This is a genomic window from Microlunatus parietis, assembly GCF_013407955.1.
Classification (GTDB): Bacteria; Actinomycetota; Actinomycetes; order Propionibacteriales; family Propionibacteriaceae; genus Microlunatus; species Microlunatus parietis.
Genome location: NZ_JACCBU010000001.1, coordinates 6,098,270 through 6,122,883 on the forward strand (window position 1 = coordinate 6,098,270; position 24,614 = coordinate 6,122,883).

Here is a 24,614-nt window from a genome sequence, read left to right on the forward strand (position 1 = left end):
GCTTCATAGCTGACCGCAAAGCCTTCTTTCCGTGAGGGGCTCATTCTACTCGGGTTGGTCCAGGGGTGAGACTGTCGCACCTATGGGCTGGTCCGCAAGCTTCCCGCGCCGAGATCGGTCAGTCGTCGGTGTTCCGGATGATCCTGCGAGCGGACAGCAGCTCCGACTCCGGGCGGGCCGCGACGCTGCGTTCGACGGCGTCCAGGATCTGGATCAGATGGGCGTGATCCCCGGACGCGGCGGCGATTCCGATGCCCGCGCGGCGGTGCAGGTCGAGGTGTCCGACCTCCGCGACACTGAGCTGATAGGTACGCCGGAGCTCGGCGATCAGCGGCCGAACCAGGGAGCGCTTCTCCTTCAGCGACCCGACCTCACCGAGGAGCAGGTCGAACTCGATCGAGCCGACCCACATCTCAGCGGGACCCGGACAGGCGACGGCGCCGGGGCGCGCGAGCCGGCGGGGTTCCCGCAGCCGTGGGGCGAGGATGATCGGCTGCCCCGAGCAGCCGTTTCGCATGATCGGCCATGGGTGAACCCTAGGGCAATCCGCGGAATCTTTTCGACGTCCGTCCCAACCGGCCGCTAATCGCTATCGCGCTGTGACCTGATCGCCGGGCGCCCGGCCGGGGTGCAGTGCGGGGTCGTCGACGGCGAACGTCCGGACCGGGCCCGGCGGGGTGTCCCGGGTCTCGAACCGGACCGTCACCCGGCCCAGACCGGCACCCCAGACCCAGCCCGGACCATGATCATCGTGGTGGACGTCCTGGCCCGGATGCCAGCCGGTGCCGTGCCGCGGCCGGGCCCCGGCGGTGTCCGGTGCCGGCGGCTCCGCGGGCTCATGATCATCGGCCGGCGCCGGGTCCGGGACCGCCTCGAGGTCCTCGCCGAACAGGTCCTCCTGGACCACGTCGGTGAGGCCGGCCACGCCGACGCCGAGCAGCCGGATCCCATTGCTGGTGTCGATCTGGGCCAGCAGGCTGCGCGCGACGGCGGTGATCGTCTCGGTCCGGTCGGTGGCGCCGGACAGCGTCCGGGCCCTGGTGTTGGTGGCGAAGTCGTGCTGCCGCACCTTGATCGTCACGGTGCGCGCGAACAGGCCGGCCGCGCGCAGCCGGCGGCCCACCTGGGCCGCATGGCCGTCCAGGATCTCGCCGAGTCGATCATGGTCGACCAGGTCGGTGGCGAACGTGTCCTCGACCGAGATCGACTTCGCCTCCCGTTCCGGCTCGACGGCCCGGTCGTCCCGCGCGTACGCCAGCGCGAGCAGCCCCTGGCCGTGCGCCCGCCCGACCTCGCGGACCAGTTCGTCCGGCGGGATCGCCTGCAGATCGGCGACGGTGTTGACGCCGATCCTGCGCAGCTTCTCGGCGGTCACCGGGCCCACCCCGGGGATCACCGTCACCTGCATCGGCCGGAGCAGTTCCACCTCGCTGCCCGGCTCGACGATGAACAGTCCGTCCGGCTTGTCCAGCTCGGTCGCGACCTTCGCCATGAACTTGGAGCTGGCGATGCCGACCGAGCAGGTCAGACCGCCGGTGACCTCGGCCAGCTCGGCCTTGATCGACCCGACCAGATCGATCAGGGCGGGCCGGTCCAGCCCGACCGCGGGCTCGGCGGCTGCCAGGTCGACGAACGCCTCGTCCAGGGACAGCGGCTCCACCAGCGGCGACAGCCGGTGCAGCAGGGCCATCACCTGCCGGCTGGCGTCGCGGTACGCGTCGAACCGCCCGGACAGGAACGCCGCGTGCGGGCAGCGCCGCCGGGCCTCGTGGGTGGGCATGGCGGATCGCACCCCGTACCGCCGGGCCTCGTAGGAGGCCGTCGACACGACGCCGCGCTGGCCGGTGCCGCCGACGATCACCGGCTTGCCGCGCAGCGACGGTTTGTCGCGCTGCTCGACCGAGGCGAAGAACGCATCCAGGTCGAGGTGCAACACGGAGGCCTCGGCTCGCACGGAGACCATCCTTGCCGACGCCACCGACAGCCGGGTGGGGCGATCCCCAGCACCGTTCCGGGGGATCGCCGGTTGTCGCCGGCCCGAGCCCCGCCAGGACGATGAAACGGTCCCGTACGAAGCCCGGAGGAGAACCCGATGAAGTCTGCGCTGCGAGCGATCCTGGTGGTCGCCGTGATCTTGCTCACTGTCCTGGGGGCGACAGCCCCTGCCACCGCCGGACCGCCGGGCGGGCGGGCCGTCGCCCGCACCGAGAACGGCCTGGTCCGGGGCATCTCGGCCGACGGCGTCGAGGTCTACCAGGGCATCCCGTACGCGACGCCGCCGGTCGGTGACCGGCGCTGGCGTACCCCCGAACCAGCGGCCGACTGGGCCGGAATCCGGGACGCCACCCGGCCGGGCGCCGCCTGCGCCCAGGCCGGCGACTTCATCGGCGACCCGCCGAGCGACGCCGAGGACTGCCTCTACCTGAACGTGACGACTCCGCGGCACGCGTCGGCCCGGCGGCCGGTGCCGGTGATGGTCTGGCTGCACGGCGGCGGATTCCAGTGGGGCTCCGGCTCGATCTACGGTGCCGAACGGCTGGCCGCGCGCGGCGACGTGATGGTGGTCACGCTGAACTACCGGCTCAACGTGTTCGGCTTCCTGGCCCACCCGTCGCTCGCCGGAGCCGGTCAGGACGCCGGCAACCTCGGCGTCGAGGACCAGCAGGCGGCGCTCCGCTGGGTCCGGCGCAACGCCGGTGCGTTCGGCGGCGACCCGAAGAACGTGACGATCTTCGGCGAGTCGGCCGGCGCCCAGGTCAGCTGCGCGCATCTCACCGCACCGGGTTCCCGCGGGCTGTTCGAGCGGGTGATCATGCAGAGCGGCCCGTGCACGCTGAACTGGCCGTACGGCGACACCTGGCGGGCCAAGCCGCGGGCCGGCGCGGAGGAGATCGCGCTGGCCGTCGCGGCGAAGGCCGGCTGTGCCGATCCGGCGACCGCCGAGGCCTGCCTGCGGTCGAAGTCGGTCGCCGAGCTGCTCGCCGCCGACGCCGGTGAGCACGGCCACGGCCCCTCCTTCGGCGGCAACCCGGTGATCCCGGAGGACCCGGCCCGGTTGCTGGCCGCCGGCCGCGCCGCCGCCGTGCCGGTGCTGCACGGGACCACCCGCGACGAGCACGTGACGTTCCAGGTCGGGATGGAACTGATGACCGGCGGACCGGTGCCGCCGCAGGCGTACGGCCCGACGCTGCGCCAGTTCCTCCGCCTGGACGCCGAGCAGACCGACCGAGTGCTGCGCGAGTATCCGCTGGGGGACTTCGGCGGCTCCACCGGCGCGGCGATGTCGGCCGTGCTGACCGACTGGGCCTGGGCCTGCCCGGCCGTGCGGACCAACGACCTGCTGGCCCGTCGCGGCCCCACCTACGCGTTCGAGTTCGCGGACCGGAACGCCCCCTGGCTCGGCGGTACGGACGCTCCCGACTATCCCACCGGCGCCTTCCACGCCGGCGAACTGCAGTACCTCTTCTCCGGCGCGTACGCCGGCCGGCCGCTGACCGCCGGGCAGCGCCGGCTGTCGGACCGGATGATCGACTACTGGACCACGTTCGCCCGGACCGGCGACCCGAACCGGCCCGGCCTGCCGGTCTGGTCGAAGGTGCGGCCGGGCGACACCCGGGTCCAGGCCCTCGCCCCGGGCGCCGGCGGTGTCCGGCCGGTGGATCTGCACCGGGAGCACAACTGCGGGTTCTGGGACGGCCTCTGACCAGGCCCGACGCTCGGCGGCGCCGGTCAGGAGTGTCCGGCGCCGCGGACCCGGCCGTGCATGATCGGCCGCCAGCCGCGAGAATGGGCCGCCCCGCCGCCAGCCGGCGCGGGGCGGGAGGCCAGGGGAGGACATGGATGGAGACGTGGCCGGGACAGCCGTATCCGCTGGGGGCGACCTACGACGGCAGCGGGGTCAGTTTCTCGGTCTTCTCCGAGATCGCTGACCGGGTCGAGCTCTGCCTGATCGACGACGAGGGCGCCGAGACCCGGATCGAGATCACCGAGGTCGACGGCGCGATCTGGCACGTCTACCTGCCCGGGGTCGAGCCCGGCCAGCGGTACGGGTACCGGGTCTACGGCCCGTACGATCCGGCCGCCGGCCACCGCTGCAATCCGGCCAAGCTGCTGCTGGACCCGTACGCGAAGGCGATCGAGGGGCAGCCGGACGGCGACGAGTCGCTCTACTCCTACCGGTTCGCGGACCCGGAGCAGTTCAATGACGACGACTCGCTCGGCCACACGATGCTGTCGGTGGTGATCAACCCCTATTTCGACTGGGGCCACGACCGGCCGCCGGCGCTGCCGTACCACGAAACGATCTTGTACGAGGCGCACGTCAAGGGCCTCACCATGACCCACCCGGACGTGCCCGAGGCGATCCGCGGCACCTACGCCGGCGTCGGCCACCCGGCCACCATCGAGCACCTGCAGAAGCTCGGTGTGAACGCGCTCGAGCTGATGCCGGTGCACCAGTTCGTCAACGACAGCCACCTGGTCGAGCGCGGCTTGTCCAACTACTGGGGCTACAACACGATCGGCTTCCTGGCCCCGCACAACGCGTACGCCAGCACCGGGCAGCTCGGCCAGCAGGTCGGCGAGTTCAAGAATATGGTCCGGTCGCTGCACGACGCCGGCATCGAAGTGATCTTGGACGTCGTCTACAACCACACGGCGGAAGGGAACGAGCGCGGTCCGACGATCGGTTTCCGCGGGATCGACAACGCCGCCTACTACCGGCTCGTCGACGAGGACAAGGCGCACTACTACGACACCACCGGGACCGGCAACAGCCTGCTGATGCGCAGCCCGCACGTCCTGCAGTTGATCATGGACTCGCTGCGCTACTGGGTGCTCGAGATGCACGTCGACGGCTTCCGATTCGATCTTGCCGCGACGCTGGCCCGGCAGTTCCACGAGGTGGACAAGCTGTCGGCGTTCTTCGACATCATCCAGCAGGACCCGGTGATCTCCCAGGTGAAGTTGATCGCCGAGCCGTGGGATCTCGGCGACGGCGGTTACCAGGTCGGCAACTTCCCGCCGTTGTGGTCGGAGTGGAACGGAAAGTACCGTGACACCGTGCGCGACTTCTGGCGCGGCCAGCCGGCGACGATGGCCGAGTTCGCCTCCAGGCTGACCGGGTCGAGTGATCTCTACAACCACTCCGACCGGCGGCCCACCGCGTCGATCAACTTCATCACCGCGCACGACGGCTTTACGTTGCGCGATCTCGTGTCGTACAACGAGAAGCACAACGAGGCCAACGGCGAGGACGGCCGCGACGGCGAGAGCCACAACCGGTCCTGGAACTGTGGGGTCGAGGGGGAGACCGACGACCCGAAGATCAATCAGTTGCGGGTACGGCAGCAGCGCAACTTCCTCACCACGCTGCTGCTCAGCCAGGGCGTGCCGATGATCGCGCACGGCGACGAACTGGGCCGCAGCCAGGGCGGCAACAACAACGTGTACGCCCAGGACAACCCGGTGTCCTGGATCGACTGGGGACTGACCGACGAGCAGCGCGACCTGCTCGACTTCACCGCCGGACTGATCGCGCTGCGCAAGGCGCACCCGGTGTTCCGGCGGCGGCGGTTCCTGGCCGGCGGCGCCAGCGCGGCCGACGGCGCCGAACCGGGCGAGATCAGCTGGCTGAAGCCGGACGGGCACCCGATGGACGACGCGGACTGGAACGCCGGCTTCGCGCGCAGCCTGATGGTGTTCCTCAACGGCGACGCGATCCCGGAGCCGGACACGATGGGCCGGCCGGTCACCGACGACCGCTTCCTGCTGCTGTTCAACGCGCACTCGGAGCCGATCGACTTCGTCCTCCCCGGCGACGCGTACGGCGCGGCGTGGACGGTCCAGCTGGACAGCAGCAGCGGGTTCGCCGAGCCGGACGCGGCGCCGGTCTGGCAGCCCGGCTCGACGCACCCGGTCGAGGCGCACTCGGTGGTCGTGCTGTCCAGCCCGCTCGAGCCGGAGTCGCCGGCAGGCGGCGAGCCGGACGCATGACCGAGCTGTCGGGGGAGGCGACGGAGTCGATCTTCGTTCAGCTGGACGTACGGATCGTCGTGCCGCCCGGCGTGAAGCCGATCACCCGCGTCTCCGACCTGCTCGCCTCGGCCGTGCTGGACGAGGTCACCGAGACCGACCGGGTGCTCGACTTCGGCACCGGCAGTGGCGTCAACGCGGTGCTCGCCGCGCGGAAGTCGCCCACCGTTGTCGCGGTCGACCTGGTGCCGCGGGCGGTGGCCGCGGCGCGCAGCAATGCGGTCCGGAACCGGGTCGCGGAACGGATCACGGTGCTGCGCAGCGACGGCTTCGACTCGGTCGAGGGGCGGTTCGACGTGATCATCATCGACGCCGACGACGCGGATTCCCGGGTCCTGACGGCGTTCTTCGGCGGTCTCGATGATCATCTGGCCGAGCGCGGCCGGGTGCTGCTGCACACGGAGATGCGAGATGATCTTGCCGACCTGCTCGAGTTGATCACCGAGCACCGGTTGCACCGGTCGATCGCCACCCAGCGATCGATCACCCGGGGTACGCACCGGATCCCGTACGTGGTCTTCCGGCTCACCCGGGCCGACGAACCGGCCGCCCTCAGCACCGACTGATCAGTGGTACGGGTCGAGCGAGTCGAAGATCACGCTCGTGTTGGTGCTGGCGATCTCCGGTCGGGTGCTCAGCGTGCTGGCGACCAGGGTGCGCAGCTGTTCGGAGTCGGCCACGGCGACGTGGGCCAGGAAGTCCTGATCACCGGTGACGAAGTAGACCCGCTCCACCTCGGGCAGCGACACCAGGTAGCGGCCGAACGTGGTCAGGTCGCCGCGGGCGTTCGCCTTCAGCCGGATCGCGATCATCGCCTGCAGGCCCCGGCCGGCGGCCGTCTGGTTGATCTCGGTGCGGAAGCCGGTGATCACGCCGGTCTCGATCAGCCGGTGCAGCCGGGCGTGCGCGGTCGACGGGGCGACCCCGACCCGGTCGGCGATCAGCTTGATCGGCAGCCGGGCGTCGGCGCGCAGTTCGGCCAGGATCTGTTCGTCGATCCGGTCCAGCCGGGCCGGTTGTCGGTCGTTCGGCATCTGGTCTCCTCGATGAACCTGCTCGGACGATTCGTCGCGCGGGGCGGTCCGTAGCCGAACAATATTCGGAGGTCATTGTCTTCAGGTGTTGGGATGGCCACGATCGCGGCGTGAACAGTCACGCTTCGAGGCCCCGGACCGCGCTGGTGATCGGCGCCGGAATGGTCGGCCTCGCCACCGCCTGGCACCTGCAGCGACGCGGCATCGACGTCACCGTGATCGACCGGACCGGGGTCGCGGCCGGCTCGTCCTGGGGCAACGCTGGCTGGCTGACCCCGGGGCTGGCGATGCCGCTGGCGGAGCCGAGCCTGTGGACGTACGCGCCGCGCGCCCTGCTCGACCCGAACGCCGCCCTGCACATCCCGGTCCGGCTGCAGCCGCGCCTGTGGCGGTTCCTGCTCCGCTTCATCGGGCACGCGACCGCGCGGACCTGGCGCCGGACCATGGCCGACCTGACCCCGATCGACCGACTCGCCCTCGATGCGTACGACGAACTGCGGGCCGGCGGCGTCGCGGCGCGCTCCCGCGAGATCGACTTCCTGGTCGCCTTCGAGTCGGTGCGGCAGGCCCGCGCCTTCCGGCACGAACTGGCCGGCGTCGAGGCTGCCGGCCAGCAGGTCCCGCTGCGCCGGCTCGACAGCACGCAGGAGCTGGTGCCGCAGGTGGCGGACCTTCCGTACGCGTACGCGCTAGGCGGCCAGCGGATCATCGAGCCCGGCCCGTTCGTGGAGAGCCTGGCCGACGCGGTTCGGGATCGCGGCGCCAAGATCATCACCGGTGAGACGGTACGGGACGTGGAGCAGGTGCCCGGTGCCGGCGTGAGGGTCGATCTCGGCAACGGGCGGACCGAGGCGGCCGACGTCGCCGTGCTCGCCACCGGTGCCTGGCTGCCCGAACTGGCCCGGCCGCTCGGCGTCCGGACGCCGGTGCAGGCTGGTCGCGGCTACTCCTTCACCGTGTCCGGGGCGATCGATCATCCGGTCTACTTCCCGGCCCGGCGGGTCGCCTGCACGCCGTACCAGGGGCGGTTCCGGATCGCCGGCACGATGGAGTTCCGGGGTCCGGACGAGCCGCTGCAGCCGCGCCGGATCAACGCGATCGTGAACTCGGTCCGCGACCTGCTGCCCGGCCTCGACCTGGATCGGCGGTCGGACGAATGGGTCGGCTCCCGCCCGGTGACCACCGACGGCCTGCCGCTCATCGGCGCCACCCGGCTGCCCGGCGTCTACGTCGCCGGCGGTCACGGCATGTGGGGCATCGTGCTGGGCCCGGCCACCGGCCGCCTGCTCGCCGACCAGATCACCACCGGCACCGTCCCGGAAGCATTGCGCCCCTTCAACCCCCTCCGCTGACCCCGCCTGCCCGCCGCCCAACCCCGCCCGTTCGCGTTCGCGACCGTTGTTCGCATGCGCGACTGTTGCAACGGTCGCGGGTACGAGGAGCGGTCGCGGATGCGGCGTCGGGGTGGCGGACTAGGGTCGGGGAATGGGCCGACAGGTCGCGATCACGTTCCGGCGAGTGACTCGCGACGACTTCCCGCTGCTCGGTGGCTGGCTCGCGCAGCCGTACGTCGCTCGCTGGTGGAACCACGATCCGACCCCGGCGGGCGTCGAGCGGGACTTCGGGCCGGGGTTGCGGGGCGAGGAGGCGGGGGAGGATCTGATCGCGCTCCTCGGCGACCGCCCGTTCGGGCTCGTGCAGCGGTCCCGGCTGGACGACTATCCCGACTACCGCGCCGAGTTGGCGGAGCACGTCGAGGTGCCGCCGGGCGCGGTGACGATCGACTACCTGATCGGCGAGCCCGAACTGACCGGCCGCGGTCTCGGCGCGAAGATGATCATGGTCCTGGTCGAGCGGACCTGGACCGATCACCCGGACGCGCCGGCGATCATCGTCCCCGTCGTGGCCGGCAACCGCGCGTCCTGGCGGGCCCTGGAGCGGGCCGGTCTGACCCGGATCGGCTCCGGTGATCTCGAGCCGGACAACCCGGCCGACCCACCGCTGCACCACCTCTACCGAATCGACCGGCCACCCATCAGCTTCGGACGACGCCTGCCGTGAGTTGCGCGGCGTCGCCGGCCAGCACGCCGTGCTGGTAGCCGAGCGAGTCGTAGCCACCGCGGACCCGGGACCGCGTGGACTCTCCTCCCGAACTCGGCTTCGATGAACGCGTCGATCCGCTCCTCCTGCGACCGGAGCACCGGGAGGAACGTGCCCGCCGCGTCGTCGGCGTACGCGAGCCGGTTCACCTCGGCGAGCCGCTCGCGGATCCGCCCGGTGAAGCCCAGCAGGAACGCGGACCGAAAGCCGACCGAGCGGGGTCGCGACCCGGGCGGCGCCCCGGCCGAGGCCTGGGCGAGGGCGTGCTGCACCTGGACCAGCAGCGAGGTGAACAACAGCTCCACCGCTTCCAGGTCGGTCGGGTAGCCGACGACCGACGACATCCGCAGGTCGTCGAAGTACATCGTCTTGCAGCGGGTCTGCTCGGCCACCGTCTGCAGCAGCAGGCCCTTGGCGTCGGGATAGGGCGGGTCGACCGGGATCCGGATCACGCCGGGTCGGCCGGGATCGCCGTGCTCGGCCTGCTGCACCGTGGCCAGGTCGATCGCGTGCCGGGTCATCAGCTCGTGAGCCTTGGCCGTGAAGGCCGCGGCTTCCGCCTCGTGCTCGGTCGACTCCGCCTTGGCCAGCAGACCTCGCACCTTGATCAGGATCGGGCTCGCCGCGGCCTGCTCCATGCCGATCACCCGGGTCCTGGTCGGGATCCCCGCCGGCGGCAAGATCAGCAGCGGGATCGGCGGGGTCTGGTAGAGGATGCCGACCAGCCGGACCAGCAGCTCGACGTTGTCGGGATCCGGGAACCTGCGCCACCGGGCCCAGTGCTCGACCCAGCGGTCGGCGCTGTCCAGCAACGGCACGGTCTCCTCGAACTGCCGGGCCCAGCGCGGGTCGGCCCCGGCCAGCCCAGGCTCGGCGCGCTCGGCCGCCATCGCCCAGCGGCACAGGTCACCCGTCGAGGCGTCGCCGTTCAGCCGGGCCTGCCGGACCAGTTCGGCCGGTTGCCAGCCGGACCCGTACACCTCGCGCACGCAGGCGATCAGGAAGTCGCCGGCCGCACCGTACACCTCGGTCGTCGGCAACGCCGTCAACCCGCGCACGATCTCCGCCGGCGGCTTGACCAAGATGGCACGCAGCAGGTTTGTACGCCCGCTCGCGCGGAGTTTCCCGCGGAGGTTCGCCGGAGGACGTGGTCCAGTCCGTGCCGGACCGCTCGCGGGACCGGGTCTGGGTCCGGTCCTGGGCGCGCTGCCGGGCCCGCTGCTTGGCCCGGGCGGCACGTTTCGCCTGACTGTTGCGACTCACCCGAGGCAGGTTAACGGTCCGGTCCGACAGTCGGTACGGCGCTCAGGACCATTCCAGAAAGCGGTCGATCGAAATCCGGATCCCGGCCGGGTCGAGGCCGTGCAGTCGATCATGGTCCGCCGGTTCGCCGTATCGGTGCTGGTCGGGATCGCCGACGCCGATCCCGAGCTGCCGGTGCGGCAGGTCCGCGAGCACCCGGGCGATCTCGGCGGCGGACGTGCCGGCCAGGTAGGGCTCGACCATGATCACGTTCGGCGCGGCCAGGGTGCGGCGCAGGGTGGCGCCGTCGAACGGCCGTACGGTCGACGCGTAGAGCACGGTGACGTCGAGGTCCGCGACGGCGGCCAGGGTCTTGTGCAGGGTCGGGCCGACCGCGACGATCGTGCCGCGGCGGCCGCGCCGGATCGGGACCAGGCCGTCCTCGAGATGAGGCTCTGGGTTCTGGCCGTCGCCGACCCGGATGTAGGCCCGGCCGCCGCCGCGGACGGACCGGCGGAGCTGCCGGTCCAACTCGGCCGGATGGCCCGGGACGTGGATCGTCCAGTCGCGCAGCGTGTCCAGCAGTGCGACGTCGCCGGGTGCCTGATGCGTCCGGCCGCCGGCGGGCCAGTCGTACGAGCCGTACGCGCCGACCAGTACGCCGTCGAGATCCTGGTGCCCGAAGTCGAGCTTGACCTGCTCCCAGGCCCGCTCGATCACGAACGCGCCGAAGCTGTGCACGATCGGCTTCAGCCCGGCCAGGGCGAGCCCGGCGCCGGCGCTGACCAGCAGCTGTTCGCGGATCCCGACGTTGATCACCCGCTCGGGATGTTCGGCGGCGACCGGGCCGAACTGGGCCGCGGTGATCTCGGCCAGGACGACGGCCACGTCCGGATCCGTCCTGATCAACTCGCTCGTGGTGATCACGAACTGGTCCCGCAGGTTCGCGGCAGAGGTGGCGGCGCGGGGCGCGGTGGCGGCGGTGCTGGTCATGATCATCCCTTCGGTTCGACGTCGGCGACGACCACGGTGGGCCGGTCCGGCGCGGTGCCGGCGAACGCGGCGGCGAGTGCTTCATGATCACGTCCGGACACCTCGTGGGTACGCCAGCCCTCGGCGGCGAACCGGCACGCGATGCCGCCGCGCCAGCCGTGGCTGGCGGAGTGGTTGTCCACCACGACGACGGTGAGGCCGTCCAGTCCGGTCGCGCCGGCATAGACGACGGCCTCGCTGTTGGAGCCCTCGTCGAACTCGGCGTCGCCGATCAACGTGATCACCCGCGGTCGCTGGCCGGGGCCTGGCGGCCGGGCCCGCAGGCCGAGAGCGAGCCCGACCGCGATCGGCAGCCCGTGCCCGAGCGACCCGCTGGAGATCTCCACCCCGGGGATCAGCAATCGGTCGGGGTGGTGCCCGAGCGGCGAGTCGTAACCGCCGAACGTCGGCAGCACCTTCTCCTCGATGAAGCCCTTCGCGGCCAGCACCGCGTAGTAGGCCATCGGCCCATGTCCCTTGGAGAGCAGGAATCTGTCCCGGTCAGGACGGTCGACGGTCTCCGGCGTGATGTTCAGGACGCGGTCGTACAGCACCCAGAGCACGTCGAGCGCCAGGAACGTACCAACAAGACCTACAAGTCTCTAGCCGTTCCTGACTCTCGCAAACGTCGGGAGTCACTTACACACAAGGGAAGGACCCTACATGCCCGATCCAGAGCGCATGACCCTGCAGTTGCTTCTAGTGTCACGCGTCTGAAGTTCGTTTACGGGTGGCGTGGGGCAGGATTTCGTCGGCGGTCTTGGTCCAGCTGAAGGGATGACAGCGGTCGTTCCAAGCCTCGATGAAGGTACGGATCGCGGCGGCGAGTTGCTTGACGCTGTCGAAGGAGCCGCGCCGGATCGCTTGGCGTGTGATGATCCCGAAGAAAATCTCGACCAGGTTCAACCACGAGCCACTGGTGGGCGTGAAGTGCAGGCTCACTCGCGGGTTCTTGATCAACCACTGATTGATGTCGTCGTGCTTGTGGGTGTGGTAGTTGTCCAGCACGACATGGAGCTGGCGTCGGGGATAGGCCTTGGCGACCTTCTTCAAGAAGTCGAGGAACTCGGCCTTGCCGTGCCGGTCGTAACACTGGTCAGTCACCTTGCCGGTCGCAACCTCCAGGGCGGCGAACAGCGTCGTGGTGCCATTGCGCTTGTAGTCATGGGTGGCCTTCTCCGGCAACCCCCGGTCGTAACGGCAGGATCGGCGCGGTCCGGTTCAGAGCCTGGATCTGGGACTTCTCGTCCACACACAGCACGACCGCGTTCTCCGGCGGGGAAAGATAGAGACCGACGACATCGCGGACCTTGGCCTCGAGCTCGGGATCGGTGGAGAACTTGAAGGTCTCCCGCCGCCACGGCTTGACCCCGTACTTGCGCCAGGCCCGGGCGATGGTGGCAGCGGCAATCCCGAGCTGCCTGCCCAGCAACCGTGACGACCAATGCGTGACCCCCAACCCCTCCGGCGGCGGATCCAACGTCGCGGAAATGATCTTGCTATCGTCGATGATCTTGGGCCGGCCGCCTCGCGTCTGGTCGACCAGACCCACACTGTAAACGAATTAATGACGCACGACACTAGAGGCTCTCACCGCATCCCGTGACGAACTCTTCCAGTCCCTCCATCCGCGTTACGACGATGAGCACCTAGACATGCTCACCAGTCGTCATGCTGCCCTGCTGAAGGAGTACCGGAAGCGTCAGCAGGAGCCTCAGTCATCCGGGAGCCCTGACGCGTGGGATGGCGACGCGTGAGCATCACAGTTCAGCAACTTCCGCACGCGGGAGCAGATCAGCCCGCACACTGTCCAAGATTCAAACAAGGGGGAGCGTCAACTATGCGTAAGACCATCGTGGCTGCACTCTGCACCATCCTGGCCGTTGCGGGCTGTGCCAGACCAGACCTGACCACCAAGGAAGGAATCGCCAACGCCATCGAGTGCACCAACCAGCGACAGGAAGCCAGTGTGCTTGGCGTGGTTCTTGCCTGCGAGGTTGACGAAGCTCAATTCGGAATCGTGGATTGGTCACAAGAACTGGAACAGGCCTATACCGGCATGACTTCCTTTGCTGGTGGTGCTTATGCCCGTGTCGGCAATTTCCTGGTCAGCAGCAATAACCTGCTGGCAGCCAAGAAGGCATTTGAAACTCTCGGTGTGAAGGGCGTTTACGGGACGAAGGACAACAACGGTTCCGAATCGACTCAGCCGACTGAAGAGGGTAAGCCCAATCCGGAAGACACCGAGTCTCAGCCTCCTGTCGTAGAAGGAGAGCCGAGCACCAATCCGACTGAAGAGCCCACCAAGGAACAGGAAGACGAAGTCGAGTTCGGTGAGACCATCGTTACTGAACTCGGTAATACCTTGAAGGTCACGGGTATTCGGTATGAGACCATCGATGAGGATTGCTACTGTGGCGAACAGGGCACCTTCTATGTGGTGTTCACGGTCAAGGCCACCAACAACAGTGACGAGAGCCTGAAGGACTTCTACATCACTGGTGAGGCTGCCTACGGGGAGGATGGGGAAGTAGCCGAGCAGGTCTACGACTCCGACCTGAAAGAATTCAGCGGAACCCTTCGCCCCGGTAAGTCGGCAACGGGTGAGTTCGGCTACGTCATTCCGAAGAAGCAGACCGGAGACGTTCAACTACAGGTCAGCGTCCTATGGGATTCGTTCTTGTTCTACGGGAACGCCAAGGAAGCGAAACACTGATGCTGACCTACACGCCGGAGGAAAGGCGTTTCAGAGACGCTCAGATCAGTGCGGACGTACTGGCCACCATGATCGCAGACGAGTACGTAGCTGGACTCGATGTCAGGCCAGACCTGGTGGAGTGCTACCGAGAGAGGTCAAGACCGAACTCAAGGAAGCTGCAAGAGCCCTCGACAACTGAATAGCCTGAAGAATTGCCCTGGTCATAAACTGGCTAGGGCTCTTCTTTGTCCTCTAACCATATGTTCTTGAATGATTTCTGAAGCAAACTCCCTGTGTTGGTTCAGGACTGACCTGAAACGACAGAAGACCCCGGCAGAGTCCATAGCGGACCCTAACCGGGGTTTCTGTCTACTCTGCCGGAACCTCTTTCCAGTCTCCGGCAACTACCTCTTCAATGTCGCCAAGTGGAAATGCGGCAACTGTCACGATCACTCTCTCAGGTCGGGTCGGGAACCTGTTAGTGATGTGTAGGAACTCGCTAGCCCGATCCTCTTCGGTCGTATCCTCAAGCATGAGACTGAACACTTGGTGTGTTTCGTTGACATGCGCTGAGTCAGCCATGACCAGTACATCATTGCCTGACTTGAGCTTCACTCGCCAGGTCGGCGGAACTCCATCAGTCAGCTTCATTTCTCACCTAGTACTTTCAATCCTTGGTTGACTGCTCTCTCAACAGCTTCCTTGTTGTTGTCAATGTAGTTGCGTGCCACCTTGGGCAGTTGTTCGAGCTTGTCTGTCGTGAAGGATGTTCCACCACGCCAATAGTATTTTTCAGAACCCTTCCCGCCAAGCTGAACGTGTATGTTGCCCTCCGCATAGCCAGGCTTCGGGTTCTCTACATCCATCCTGAATGAGTAGTCCTTTGAAATACTGCGCCTTGGCATGAGGGTAGTAGATGCGGTCTGAGCCCCGTTCGCTCCACGGAGGTTCTTGTTGAACTCCCGTCCGCTGTTGCCAGGCTTGCCGCCAGCAGGAGGGCAGCCAGCAGGAGGGCCACCGTTCCCCCTGGCGTTGACTCCACCTTGACCTTCATTGGCGTTGGGCTTCTTCGGACCCTTGGCTAGCTCCTTGTCCTTCTCCGACTGCTTCAGCAAGTCACCAATGTCTGCGTCCTCGGCGCGCTGCTCAGCCCTCAGGTCAGCCTTCACGCCACCTGCTGGGCAGCACGCGGTCACAGTCAGCAGTACCACCGGCACCAGCCCAAGCGCCAGCAGCAGCCTCAGAACCAATCCAACTACACGTCTCATCCCGCTTCCCCTTCTCCGCTAGAAGACGAACGTTCCAGGACACAGGAGGATCGACGTGGTGTCAAGACCTCGCGTTGTTCGCGGATTCGGCTCAGCGCAGGGAGCACCGGCCTTCGGGGGCACTCCCGGTGATAGACATCGGACCGATCGCCGGCTGATCCGGGATCAGGGGCGATCGAGCGAGTCCCGACTCAGCCGGTGCGACGGACGCCGGGACCGCGATCAGCGGTCAGGTGCTCAGCCGGAGGGTCTTGATCAGGTGCCGGTAGACGGTCTCCGGATTCCCTTCCAGCTCGGCGAGTCCGGTGACCAGACACTGCCGCTGGCGTTCGGTGATCGCCAGCTCGACGTACGGAGTGTCGACCACCGACAGTGCGTCGGTCAGGTAGCCGGGGTTGAAGCCGGCCAGGCCGACTCGTTCGGCCGCCAGGAACTCGTTCACCGTCGGCAGCGTCACGCTGGATCGGCCGGCGGTCGCGGAGGCCGCCGTGAGCGAGCAGTGTTGATCATCGACGAGCAGGCGCAGCGGGGTGTTCCGCTCGAGGACCAGCGCCGCTCGCCGTACCGCCTCGCGCAGTTCCGCCGTCGCGACCCGGACCGTGGTGTCCGGCGAGATCTGCAGCAGCGGGCCGAAGTCCGGGTAGGCGCCGTCGATCAGCCGCGACGTCTGCCACACCTCGCCGGACCGGCTGCGGCCGCCGAACGACACCGTGGGCACGCCGGTCGGATCCGGGTCGAAGCCGAGGTCGACCCGGCTGCCGGCGAGCAGTCCGCGGGTGACGGTGCCGAGGCTGCGCGCGGGGATCAGCAGCTGAGCCTTGGCCTGCGGGTCGGCCGGTTCCCAGGCCAGGGTCCGGACCGCCATCCGATAGCGGTCGGTGGCCATCAGGGTCAGTTCGGCGCCGTCGATGTCGATCAGCACGCCGGTGAAGATCGGCAACAGTTCGTCCCGGCCGGCCGCGATCACTGCCTGGTGCACGGCACGGTCGAAGTCGGCCAGGTCGACCGAACCGGACACGGCGGGAGCCTCGGGCAGGGCGGGATAGTCCGCGACCGGCAGGGTCTGCAGCACGAACGAGGTGCCCTCGCCGGTCAGCTCGGCCTCGTTCCCGTCCACGGTGATCGCGATCGGTCCGGCCGGGAATGCGCCGGCGATCTCGGCGAGTAGCCGGCCGGGCACCAGAACGCTTCCGGGGCGGAGCACCTCGGCGGGCACGGAGACCCGGATCGATGACTCGTAGTCGAAGCCGGACAGGGTGACGGCACCCGCGCCGGACTCGATCAGCATCCCCGCCAGGATCGGCGTGGTCGGCCGGCTGGGGACGACTCGGGCCACGGACGGCGCGGCCTCGGCCAGCGCGGCGGCGTCGACAACGATGTGCACCCTCCGGAGGATACGGCAGCGAATACTCTTGCGGCATGTCCGCACCCAAGGCGCGCTCGCCGAAGCCGATGCCGACACCACGCCTGCCCTGGCAACCGCCGCTGGCGGTCCTGATCATCGCGATCGCCCTGCCCGCGGTCGCCGGCGTCCTGCTGGCCTGGGCGAACAGCGTTCCCGGGTCGCAGGTGATCATGGGAGTGATCGGCGTCGGGCTGAGCCTGGTCGCCGCCTCGTTCCTGGTGATCAACGGGATCATCTGCTTCGCCCGGCGGACCTTGGTGCCGGCGGTGATCATCGGCGCGGTGATCCTGGTCGGGCTGTTCGTCTTCGCCGAGTCCGGACTGCCGCTGCGGGCCCGGTTCGAGCTGCACCGGGCCGCGTTCGACGAGGTGGCCGGCCAGCCACTGCCGCCGAAGGAAGGGGTCTGGCAGGGCCCGTGCCCGACCCGGATCGGCAACTTCCCGATCAGTCGGTGCGCCGCGATCGGCACCGGGTTCCTCTACTACGAACCGGAGGGCGGGCTGCTCAACGGGGCCGGCTTCGCCTATCTACCGGAGGGGCCGGAGCGAGCCCAGCGGCCGCTGGCCGACGACCCGACGGCGGATCTGTCCGGTCGGATCGTCTACCGGCCGCTGGCCGGTGACTGGTACTCCTTCATCGATCCGGCCTGGTGATCATGGAACCGGAGTTCTCCGACGAGTCCGCCGCTGCGGTACGGCGAGCCGGGGAGCGCCTGCAGGAGGCGCTCGGGACGCAGATCGAGCTCGCGGCTCGGGCCCGGCAGGACACCGACCTGGCCGAGCTGGACGAAGCCGCGGAGGCGGTCCGCGAGCTGCTGGCCGACTACGCGCAGGCGCTGCTCGACCACTGTGGCGAACCGGCGCCGTTCGAGGACAGCGTCGAGGAGCCCGAACCGGAGTCCGACGACGACGGTTCGACCTTGATCAGCCGACTGACCCGGACCGACTTCATGATCGTCGACGAGCCCGCGCTGCTGGCCGACGGCGCCCGGGCCGGTGCCGAGTCGGGGTCGGCGCCGCCGCCGGTGCTCGACCCGGTCCCGATGTCCGTGTCGCGGGCGATCCGGCTGATCGTGTCGGCGCGCGGACCGGACGGGTTGTGGCGGGCCGCCGGCGTCCGACCGTTGTGGTCGGAGATGATCATCCTCCGACCGGACCCGGTGGAGATCGACGACGAGGACGAGGCTGACGACGAGGAGTTCGACGACCCGTTGTCGATCTTCGACATCGACGGCGAGATCGTCAGCACCGAGAGCGAACAGTTCTTCCGCTGACGGTTTGTCGGGATTCCTCCATGGGCGTGGCGTTGCCGCGTTGCAGTCGCGGTCAACTGGGCGTGCATGGAGAAATCCCGACTCCACCGCTGGATCAGTCCGTCCAGACCTGCCGTGTCTGTCGGCGTGCTGGGTTGCAGATGGCGATGATCTTCCTGCCTCCCGCGTGGCTGTACAGCCGTGCGAGTCGCAGGGCCTCGTGCTCGTCCTCGTGCCGCGTGATCAGATCGAGGTAGCACTGGTGGATCGCTGGGTTGATCCAGGTCCCCAACCAGATATCGCCGGCGAGGTGATGATGGTGGTGCAACTCAATGAACCGGACCAGGGAGGAGCCCAATTCCGGCAGGCTGACGATCATGGTGTGTTCCGGGAAGCGTGGGAAGTACCAGGCGTCCTCTCCTGGAAGGATCCGCCTTGCGGCCACGTCGGCAGTGCAGCCCCCGGAGTCGAGCGTGTTCCGAGTGATCTGCTCGACGAAGGCAGTCAGCGGGTCAGGGCTGGGCACAGGTCCTCCTTCGCCGCCTGAGCGGTGACAGCTGGGTGGACAGCCGGCATGACTGGCGGTGATCTCTGCTGGACTGTACCGATGAATGACGAGGCGGCTGACCTGGTGATCGTACCTGCGACCGAATCCGACCACGCGGTCCTGTTCGAGATCTACCGTGACGTCGTGGCCGCCGGCGGTGCACAGCCGGCCGGGGTAAAAGCCGACCGCGAGGTCTTCCACGAGGGTTGGATCAGGCGGCGGCGCGTCTACGTGGCGCGGGTCGGCGACACGACGATCGGCGGCTACTTCCTGCGCACCAACTTTCCCGCGTTCGCGGCCCACATCGCCCAGGGCGGCTACCTCGTTGCGGAGTCGGCCCGTCGGCGTGGCGTCGGCAGCAGACTGCTCGCTCACTCCCTGGAGCAGGCGGCACGCCTGGGATACACCGCGATGATGTTCAACCTCGTCCAGCAAGGAAATCCCTCCCGCCGGCTGTATGAGCGGGCGGGCTTCAAGATCATCGGCACCATCCCGAACGTTCATGGCGACGAGCCGGGCCTGATCTACTGGCGCTCCCTGGAGTCCGGGTCCAAGGCCATGGTGAGCGCCATGCCCGGCGAATAGGCCAGGTGGAGGTACGACGGAGTGTCGATCACCGCGAGGTCGGCTCGGCGGCCGATGGCGATCGCGCCGATATCGGTGCGGCGCAGCGCCCGCGCTCCGCCGACGGTCGCGGCCAGCAGCGCCTGGGCCGGCGTGAGGCCGAGTTCCCGTACCGCGAGGGCGATCATGAACGGCATCGACGAGGAGTGGCAGGTGCCGGGATTGCAATCGGAAGCGAGCGCGATCGAGACCCCGGCCGCGGCCAGCCGGGCGCCGTCCGGGTACGGCGAGCGGGTGGCGAACTCGACGCCCGGCAGCAGCGTGGCGACCGTCGTGTCCGCGGCACCGGCCAGCGCATCCACATCGGCGTCGGTCAGATGGGTGCAGTGGTCGACGCTGGCGGCGCCGAGCTCCACGGCGAGCCGGACGCCGGGCCCCGGACCGAGCTGGTTCCCGTGCACCCGCAACTCCAGGCCGGCCGCGGCGCCAGCGGTCAAGATCATCCGGGACTCCTCGGCGGTGAACGCATGCGGGGAGTTCGGCTCGCAGAACACGTCGATCCAGCGCGCGTACGGGGCCGCGGCGGTGAGCATCGGGCCGCACACCAGGTCGACGTAGCCGGCCCGGTCGGCGGCCAGCTCGGCCGGCACGACGTGACCGCCGAGGAACGTCGTCTCGGTCGTGAACTCGCCGGCCAGCCGCAGCGCCCGGACCTCCTCCTCGACCGTCAGCCCGTAGCCGCTCTTGATCTCCAGCGTGGTGGTGCCCTGGGCCCGGGCCGCCGCGACCCGGCCGGCGATCAGCGATCGGAGTTGATCATCGTCGGCCGATCTGGTCGCCGCCACGGTGGTGCCGATCCCGCCGCCGTCATAGGGTTTCCCGGCCATCCGAGCGGTGAACTCGGCGGACCGGTCGCCGGCGAACACCAGGTGGGTATGGCTGTCGACGAAGCCCGGGATCACGGTCCGCCCGGCGCAGTCGATCATGGTGTCGGCAGCCGGCGCCGCCGCAGCAGGGCCGATCCAGTTGATCACGCCGTCCGAGGCGATCACCGCCTGGTCATCGCGAAGCCCCAAGCCGTCCGGTCCGCTGCCGTCGCAGGTGACCAGCTGGCCGATCCCGGTGATCAAGGTCGCGGTCACGGGGCTTCCTCCCAGAGTCGGTCGAGGATGGTCAGGTCCGGCATTCCGTGGACGGGCGCGCCGTCGGCGACGACGGTACGGCCGCCGACGACGACCCGGCGGACGTCGGCCGCGGTGGCCGCATAACAGAGCTGATCCGGGCGGCTGCCGGCGGTCCGGATCGAGTCCCGGTCGACGACGACGAAGTCGCACAGCTGCCCGGCTGCGATCCCGCCGCCGTCGGCCCAGCCGAGGCTCCGGTAGCCGGCCGCGGTCGCGGCGGTGATCAACTCCTCGGTCGTGAACCGCCCCCGTTCGCCGCTGCGCAGCCGCTCGTGCAGCTCCAGGCCGCGCAGTTCCTCGAACGGGTCGACCACCGCGTGCTGATCGGTGCCCAGCGCGAGCGGCGCGCCCGCGTCGGCCAGCTCCCGGGCCGGGCCGATGCCGTCGGCCAGATCCCGTTCCGTGGTCGGGCAGAAGCAGGCACAGGTGCCGGAGCCGCCAAGGCGCGCGATGTCGTCGCCGGTCAGGTGGGTCGCGTGCACGACCGTCGTCCGGGGACCGAGCAGTCCATGATCATCGAGCAGCCGCGTCGGCGTCCGGCCGTAGTGGGCCAGGCAGGCCGCGTTCTCGGCCGGCTGCTCGCTCAGGTGAACGTGCAGCGGCCGCTCCGGGAACGCCGCCCCGAGCGCCCCGAGCGCCGCGGCCGGCACCGCCCGCACCGAGTGGGCCGCGATCCCGATCTTGGTCAGCCCGGCCGGATCCGCCTCGTCCGTGATCAACTCGGCGACCCGGCCGGCCCAGCGGTCCACGTCGCCGTCGGAGAACCGCCGTTGCACCGGGTCCGGTTCCCGGTACCCGGTCTCGTCCAGCCCGCCCGCGAGATAGCAGGTGTCCAGCAGGGTGATCCGCAGGCCCACCTCGATGGCCGCCTGGAGCAGGGCCCGGCCCATGGCGTTGGGGTCGGCGTACCGGCGACCTTCGTGATCATGGTGCAGGTAGTGGAACTCGCCGACCACGGTGAACCCGGCCAGCGCCAGCTCCGTGTAACAGGCCCGGGCCAGTTCTCGATAGCTGTCCGGGTCGAGCCGGCCGGCGAGGGCGTACATCTTCTCCCGCCAGGTCCAGAAGCTGCCCCGGCCGGACTGGGTCCGGCCGCGGAGGGCCCGGTGGAACGCGTGCGAGTGCGCGTCGGCGAACCCGGGGAACACCGCTCCGGTCAGCCGTTCGTCGCCCGGCTCCGGGTCGGCGCCGGTGATCACGGACGCGAACCTGCCGTCGGTCTCGGTCATCCGGACCCGTTCGGCCAGGCCGTCCGGCAGCCACGCGTGCTCGGCCCAGTAGTTGATCATGAGTCGCTCGCGAGGTCGGCCAGCACCGCGGCCAACGCGTCGACACCGGCCTCGCAGTCGTCCGGCTCGGCGTGTTCGGCGGGGGAGTGGGAGACGCCGGTCGGGTTGCGGACGAAGATCATCGCCGTCGGGATCCCCGCCCGGGCAAGGATCCCGGCGTCGTGCCCGGCGCCGGTGCCGAGCACCGGGGCGGGTTGATCAACACCACCCAGCAGGGTGGCCAGCCGGGTTGCCAGGTCCCGGTCGAACCGGGTCACCGGGGTCCAGGACTCCTCGGTGATCACGCCACCGTCGGCGGCCGCGGACGCGGTCAGGTCGGCCAGAGCTGCCCGTACCGCCTCCTCGGCGGACCCGCGGGCGTCCAGCCAGGCAGTCGCCGCCGACGGGATCGCGTTCACCCCACCAGGCTGCACCCGAGTCTTGCCGACGGTGGCGAGGCAGCCGTTCCGTTCCGCGGCCGTACGGGCGGCGAGGACCAGCCGGGCCAGTCCGAGCAGGGCGTCGGACCGGTCGGCCAGCGCGGTCGTGCCGGCATGATCGGCGACGCCCGGGAAGTCGAACCGCCACCGGCCGTGCGGCCAGATGTCGCTGCCGACCCCGACCGGGGCGTCCAGGTCGATCAATCCCTTGCCCTGCTCGACGTGCAGCTCGACGAAGGTGCCGATCCGGGCCAGTGCCTGCGGGTCCGGACCAAGATCATCCGGTCGTCGGCCGGCGCTCCGCAGGGCCTCGGCCAGCGTGATCCCGTCGGCGTCGGCGAGGCCGAGCGCCCGGTCGGCGGCCAGCTTGCCGGTGATCAGCCGGGAGCCTGCGCAGGCGACGCCGAACCGGGCCCCTTCCTCGTCGACGAACCGGGCGATCCCGATCGGCCGCGCCGGCACGAATCCGCGGGACCGCAGCCGGTCCACCGCGAGCAGCGCGCTGACCACGCCGAGCGGACCGTCGAACGCGCCGCCGTCCGGGACGCTGTCCAGGTGCGACCCGGCCACCACGGCCCGGCCCGGTGTCGCGTCCGGATCGCCCCACCAGGCCCACTGGTTGCCGGCCCGATCCTCGGTGACCGCGAGGCCACGGGCCGCGCACTCGGCCTCGAACCAGGACCCGAGTTCATGATCATCCCGGGTCCAGGCGTAGCGCCGGAAGCCGCCCGTGCCACCGTCCCGGCCGACCGGTTCGAGGTCGGCCAGCAGGTCGGCCACCCGCCGGCCGCTCATCCTTCGGCCAGCGGGATCCGGACCCCGCGTTCGTCGGCGACGTCGCGGGCGAGGTCGTACCCGGCGTCGACGTGCCGGATCACGCCCATCGCCGGGTCGTTGCTGAGCACCCGGGCGATCTTCTCGGCGGCCAGCTCGGTGCCGTCGGCGACGGTGACCTGGCCGGCATGGATGGACCGGCCGATGCCGACCCCGCCGCCGTGGTGCAGCGAGACCCAGCTGGCCCCGGACGCGGTGTTGATCATCGCGTTGAGCAGCGGCCAGTCGGCGATCGCGTCGGAGCCGTCCAGCATCGCCTCCGTCTCCCGGTACGGGCTCGCCACCGACCCGCAATCGAGATGATCACGGCCGATCACGATCGGGGCCGTGATCTTGCCGGCGGCCACCAGGTCGTTGAACGCGGCCCCGGCCCGATCCCGCTCGCCGTACCCGAGCCAGCAGATCCGGGCCGGCAGCCCCTGGAAGCTGATCTTGTCCTGGGCGCCGCGGATCCACTTCTGCAGCCGGTCGTGGTCCGGGAACAGGTCCAGCACGGCCCGGTCGGTGGCGGCGATGTCGGCCGGGTCGCCGGACAGCGCGACCCAGCGGAACGGGCCCTTGCCCTCGCAGAACAGCGGCCGGATGTAGGCGGGCACGAAGCCGGGGAAGTCGAACGCCCGCTCGCAACCGCCCTTGCGAGCCTCGTCCCGGATCGAGTTGCCGTAGTCGAACACCTCGGCGCCGCCGTCGGCGAACCCGACCATCGCCGTCACCTGCTTGGCCATCGACGCCCGCGCCCGGTCGGTGAACTCCTCCGGCTTCTTGGCCGCGTAGTCGTCCCAGTCGCCCGGGTCGATGCCTTCCGGCAGATAGCTCAGCGGGTCGTGCGCGCTGGTCTGGTCGGTGACGATGTCGATCTCCACGCCGCCCCGGAGCAGTTCGGTGAAGATCGTCGCCGCGTTGCCGACGACGCCGACCGACCAGGCCTTCCGGTCCTGCTTGGCCTTGAGCGCGATCGCCACCGCATCGTCGAGTTCATCCGCGATTTGATCAAGGTAACGATGATCGACCCGGCGCTGCAATCGGCTCCGGGCCACATCGACGACCAGGCAGACGCCGCCGTTCAGGGTGACCGCGAGCGGCTGCGCGCCGCCCATCCCGCCGCAGCCGCCGGTCAGCGTCAGCGTCCCGGCCAGGGTGCCGCCGAACCGCTTCTCCGCAACGGCCGCGAACGTTTCGTACGTGCCCTGGACGATGCCCTGGGTGCCGATGTAGATCCAGGACCCCGCCGTCATCTGGCCGTACATGGTCAGCCCGAGCTGCTCCAGCCGGCGGAACTCCGGCCAGTTCGCCCAGTCCGGCACCAGGTTGGAGTTCGCGATCAGCACCCGCGGCGCCCACGGATGGGTCCGCAGCACGCCGACCGGCCGGCCCGACTGGACCAGCATCGTCTCGTCGTCGGCGAGTGTGGTCAGCGTCCGTACCATCGCGTCGAAGGACCGCCAGTCCCGCGCCGCCCGCCCGGTCCCGCCGTACACGACAAGATCATCGGGGCGTTCCGCGACGTCCGGGTCGAGGTTGTTCATCAGCATCCGCAGCGGCGCCTCCGCGGCCCACGACCGCGCCGTCAACCCGGTCCCGCGCGGCGCCCGTACCGGCCTCGCACCCTCCATGATCAACCGTCCCTTCTGTCTCAGGTTTTTCACGTAACGTGAAAAACTGGCGCCTTACCAGAGAAGCTTCTCGGGTAAAGCGACAACAAACTTGGTGAAG

The 24,614-nt window shown here is 69.4% G+C and carries 22 protein-coding genes and 1 pseudogene; 9 read left to right on the forward strand and 14 right to left on the reverse strand.

The window, feature by feature from the left end; translation table 11 throughout:
* Nucleotides 1-118 precede the first annotated feature (118 nt).
* Together BKA15_RS29390 and BKA15_RS29395 are read right to left on the reverse strand one after the other, a co-directional pair.
* Nucleotides 119-517 carry a DUF503 domain-containing protein gene (locus tag BKA15_RS29390; protein WP_246322447.1) on the reverse strand — a complete coding sequence of 133 codons (399 nt, stop codon included), beginning with the start codon at nt 515-517 and terminating at the stop codon, nt 119-121.
* A 72-nt stretch (nt 518-589) separates the two neighbouring features.
* On the reverse strand, nt 590-1,954 hold the full coding sequence (locus BKA15_RS29395; RefSeq protein WP_179757042.1) for a DNA polymerase IV: 1,365 nt from the start codon (nt 1,952-1,954) through the stop codon (nt 590-592).
* Nucleotides 1,955-2,092: 138 nt separating this feature from the next.
* Between BKA15_RS29395 and BKA15_RS29400 the strand changes: the two genes are divergently transcribed.
* From BKA15_RS29400 to BKA15_RS29410, 3 genes are all read left to right on the forward strand, one after another.
* Entirely contained in the window at nt 2,093-3,703 is a 1,611-nt protein-coding gene (locus BKA15_RS29400; RefSeq protein WP_179757044.1) for a carboxylesterase/lipase family protein, read from the forward strand.
* A gap of 137 nt (nt 3,704-3,840) precedes the next feature.
* Nucleotides 3,841-5,994 (forward strand): glycogen debranching protein GlgX, encoded by a 2,154-nt coding sequence (gene glgX / locus BKA15_RS29405; protein ID WP_179757046.1) that lies wholly within the window; start codon nt 3,841-3,843, stop codon nt 5,992-5,994.
* On the forward strand, nt 5,991-6,599 hold the full coding sequence (locus BKA15_RS29410) for a methyltransferase (protein WP_179757054.1): 609 nt from the start codon (nt 5,991-5,993) through the stop codon (nt 6,597-6,599). Before glgX ends, BKA15_RS29410 begins: the two co-directional genes overlap by 4 nt.
* Here BKA15_RS29410 and BKA15_RS29415 read toward each other — a convergent pair whose 3' ends face one another.
* Nucleotides 6,600-7,067 carry an Lrp/AsnC family transcriptional regulator gene (locus BKA15_RS29415; protein WP_179757056.1) on the reverse strand — a complete coding sequence of 156 codons (468 nt, stop codon included), beginning with the start codon at nt 7,065-7,067 and terminating at the stop codon, nt 6,600-6,602. It lies immediately after the preceding gene.
* 110 nt (nt 7,068-7,177) lie between these two features.
* On the opposite strand from BKA15_RS29415, the gene BKA15_RS29420 reads away from it, so the two are divergent.
* Nucleotides 7,178-8,419: an NAD(P)/FAD-dependent oxidoreductase gene (locus tag BKA15_RS29420; protein WP_179757058.1), complete on the forward strand. Its 1,242-nt coding sequence runs from the start codon at nt 7,178-7,180 to the stop codon at nt 8,417-8,419.
* 133 nt (nt 8,420-8,552) lie between these two features.
* A complete protein-coding gene (locus BKA15_RS29425) occupies nt 8,553-9,128 on the forward strand; it encodes a GNAT family N-acetyltransferase (RefSeq protein WP_179757060.1) in 576 nt (191 codons plus the stop codon).
* Here the strand turns inward: BKA15_RS29425 and BKA15_RS29430 are convergent.
* The 4 genes and pseudogenes from BKA15_RS29430 to BKA15_RS29445 all read right to left on the reverse strand — a co-directional run.
* Complete coding sequence (locus tag BKA15_RS29430; protein WP_179757062.1) at nt 9,080-10,249, reverse strand: DUF2786 domain-containing protein; 1,170 nt, start codon at nt 10,247-10,249, stop codon at nt 9,080-9,082. The two genes, BKA15_RS29425 and BKA15_RS29430, sit on opposite strands and share 49 nt — an antisense overlap.
* Before the next feature lie 223 nt (nt 10,250-10,472).
* On the reverse strand, nt 10,473-11,402 hold the full coding sequence (locus BKA15_RS29435; RefSeq protein WP_179757064.1) for a transketolase family protein: 930 nt from the start codon (nt 11,400-11,402) through the stop codon (nt 10,473-10,475).
* A gap of 2 nt (nt 11,403-11,404) precedes the next feature.
* Nucleotides 11,405-12,004, reverse strand: coding sequence for a thiamine pyrophosphate-binding protein (locus tag BKA15_RS29440; RefSeq protein ID WP_312879520.1), 600 nt, complete (start codon nt 12,002-12,004; stop codon nt 11,405-11,407).
* A gap of 142 nt (nt 12,005-12,146) precedes the next feature.
* Nucleotides 12,147-12,990, reverse strand: a pseudogene (locus BKA15_RS29445) (IS630 family transposase); the annotation flags it as partial.
* Nucleotides 12,991-13,281: 291 nt separating this feature from the next.
* On the opposite strand from BKA15_RS29445, the gene BKA15_RS29450 reads away from it, so the two are divergent.
* Complete coding sequence (locus BKA15_RS29450) at nt 13,282-14,157, forward strand: DUF4352 domain-containing protein (protein WP_179757066.1); 876 nt, start codon at nt 13,282-13,284, stop codon at nt 14,155-14,157.
* A gap of 629 nt (nt 14,158-14,786) precedes the next feature.
* On the opposite strand, the gene BKA15_RS29455 is transcribed toward BKA15_RS29450, so the two are convergent.
* Nucleotides 14,787-15,308: a hypothetical protein gene (locus BKA15_RS29455; protein ID WP_179757068.1), complete on the reverse strand. Its 522-nt coding sequence runs from the start codon at nt 15,306-15,308 to the stop codon at nt 14,787-14,789.
* Nucleotides 15,309-15,636: 328 nt separating this feature from the next.
* The gene (gene dnaN, locus BKA15_RS29460) at nt 15,637-16,791 is read right to left on the reverse strand and encodes a DNA polymerase III subunit beta (protein ID WP_179757071.1); all 1,155 of its coding nucleotides are present in this window, start codon (nt 16,789-16,791) and stop codon (nt 15,637-15,639) included.
* A gap of 35 nt (nt 16,792-16,826) precedes the next feature.
* Here dnaN and BKA15_RS29465 point away from each other — a divergent pair, with 35 nt between their 5' ends.
* Both BKA15_RS29465 and BKA15_RS29470 read left to right on the forward strand, forming a co-directional pair.
* On the forward strand, nt 16,827-17,465 hold the full coding sequence (locus tag BKA15_RS29465; protein ID WP_179757073.1) for a hypothetical protein: 639 nt from the start codon (nt 16,827-16,829) through the stop codon (nt 17,463-17,465).
* Entirely contained in the window at nt 17,462-18,085 is a 624-nt protein-coding gene (locus BKA15_RS29470; RefSeq protein ID WP_179757075.1) for a hypothetical protein, read from the forward strand. The genes BKA15_RS29465 and BKA15_RS29470 overlap by 4 nt, the downstream gene beginning before the upstream one ends.
* A 94-nt stretch (nt 18,086-18,179) precedes the next feature.
* Here BKA15_RS29470 and BKA15_RS29475 read toward each other — a convergent pair whose 3' ends face one another.
* Nucleotides 18,180-18,590 carry a hypothetical protein gene (locus BKA15_RS29475; RefSeq protein WP_179757077.1) on the reverse strand — a complete coding sequence of 137 codons (411 nt, stop codon included), beginning with the start codon at nt 18,588-18,590 and terminating at the stop codon, nt 18,180-18,182.
* A gap of 81 nt (nt 18,591-18,671) precedes the next feature.
* On the opposite strand from BKA15_RS29475, the gene BKA15_RS29480 reads away from it, so the two are divergent.
* Complete coding sequence (locus BKA15_RS29480) at nt 18,672-19,196, forward strand: GNAT family N-acetyltransferase (RefSeq protein WP_179757079.1); 525 nt, start codon at nt 18,672-18,674, stop codon at nt 19,194-19,196.
* Here BKA15_RS29480 and hutI read toward each other — a convergent pair.
* Genes hutI through hutU form a run of 4 tightly spaced genes read right to left on the reverse strand, consistent with a single transcriptional unit; the run spans nt 19,136 to nt 24,514 of the window.
* Nucleotides 19,136-20,317 carry an imidazolonepropionase gene (gene hutI, locus BKA15_RS29485; protein WP_179757081.1) on the reverse strand — a complete coding sequence of 394 codons (1,182 nt, stop codon included), beginning with the start codon at nt 20,315-20,317 and terminating at the stop codon, nt 19,136-19,138. The genes BKA15_RS29480 and hutI overlap by 61 nt on opposite strands.
* The gene (locus BKA15_RS29490; RefSeq protein ID WP_179757083.1) at nt 20,314-21,648 is read right to left on the reverse strand and encodes a formimidoylglutamate deiminase; all 1,335 of its coding nucleotides are present in this window, start codon (nt 21,646-21,648) and stop codon (nt 20,314-20,316) included. Before BKA15_RS29490 ends, hutI begins: the two co-directional genes overlap by 4 nt.
* Nucleotides 21,645-22,862 carry an allantoate amidohydrolase gene (locus BKA15_RS29495; RefSeq protein ID WP_179757085.1) on the reverse strand — a complete coding sequence of 406 codons (1,218 nt, stop codon included), beginning with the start codon at nt 22,860-22,862 and terminating at the stop codon, nt 21,645-21,647. Before BKA15_RS29495 ends, BKA15_RS29490 begins: the two co-directional genes overlap by 4 nt.
* The gene (hutU, locus tag BKA15_RS29500) at nt 22,859-24,514 is read right to left on the reverse strand and encodes a urocanate hydratase (RefSeq protein WP_179757087.1); all 1,656 of its coding nucleotides are present in this window, start codon (nt 24,512-24,514) and stop codon (nt 22,859-22,861) included. The genes BKA15_RS29495 and hutU overlap by 4 nt, the downstream gene beginning before the upstream one ends.
* Nucleotides 24,515-24,614: the final 100 nt, after the last annotated feature.

Bases quoted from the DNA above. Each gene is read 5' to 3' on its own strand.
- BKA15_RS29425 (WP_179757060.1), top strand. From the start codon at position 8,553: ATGGGCCGACAGGTCGCGATCACGTTCCGGCGAGTGACTCGCGACGAC.
- BKA15_RS29490 (WP_179757083.1), bottom strand. From the start codon at position 21,648: ATGATCAACTACTGGGCCGAGCACGCGTGGCTGCCGGACGGCCTGGCC.
- BKA15_RS29450 (WP_179757066.1), top strand. From the start codon at position 13,282: ATGCGTAAGACCATCGTGGCTGCACTCTGCACCATCCTGGCCGTTGCG.
- BKA15_RS29495 (WP_179757085.1), bottom strand. From the start codon at position 22,862: ATGAGCGGCCGGCGGGTGGCCGACCTGCTGGCCGACCTCGAACCGGTC.
- BKA15_RS29480 (WP_179757079.1), top strand. From the start codon at position 18,672: ATGAATGACGAGGCGGCTGACCTGGTGATCGTACCTGCGACCGAATCC.
- glgX (WP_179757046.1), top strand. From the start codon at position 3,841: ATGGAGACGTGGCCGGGACAGCCGTATCCGCTGGGGGCGACCTACGAC.
- hutU (WP_179757087.1), bottom strand. From the start codon at position 24,514: ATGGAGGGTGCGAGGCCGGTACGGGCGCCGCGCGGGACCGGGTTGACG.
- BKA15_RS29415 (WP_179757056.1), bottom strand. From the start codon at position 7,067: ATGCCGAACGACCGACAACCGGCCCGGCTGGACCGGATCGACGAACAG.
- BKA15_RS29410 (WP_179757054.1), top strand. From the start codon at position 5,991: ATGACCGAGCTGTCGGGGGAGGCGACGGAGTCGATCTTCGTTCAGCTG.
- BKA15_RS29390 (WP_246322447.1), bottom strand. From the start codon at position 517: ATGCGAAACGGCTGCTCGGGGCAGCCGATCATCCTCGCCCCACGGCTG.
- BKA15_RS29435 (WP_179757064.1), bottom strand. From the start codon at position 11,402: ATGACCAGCACCGCCGCCACCGCGCCCCGCGCCGCCACCTCTGCCGCG.
- BKA15_RS29400 (WP_179757044.1), top strand. From the start codon at position 2,093: ATGAAGTCTGCGCTGCGAGCGATCCTGGTGGTCGCCGTGATCTTGCTC.
- BKA15_RS29465 (WP_179757073.1), top strand. From the start codon at position 16,827: ATGTCCGCACCCAAGGCGCGCTCGCCGAAGCCGATGCCGACACCACGC.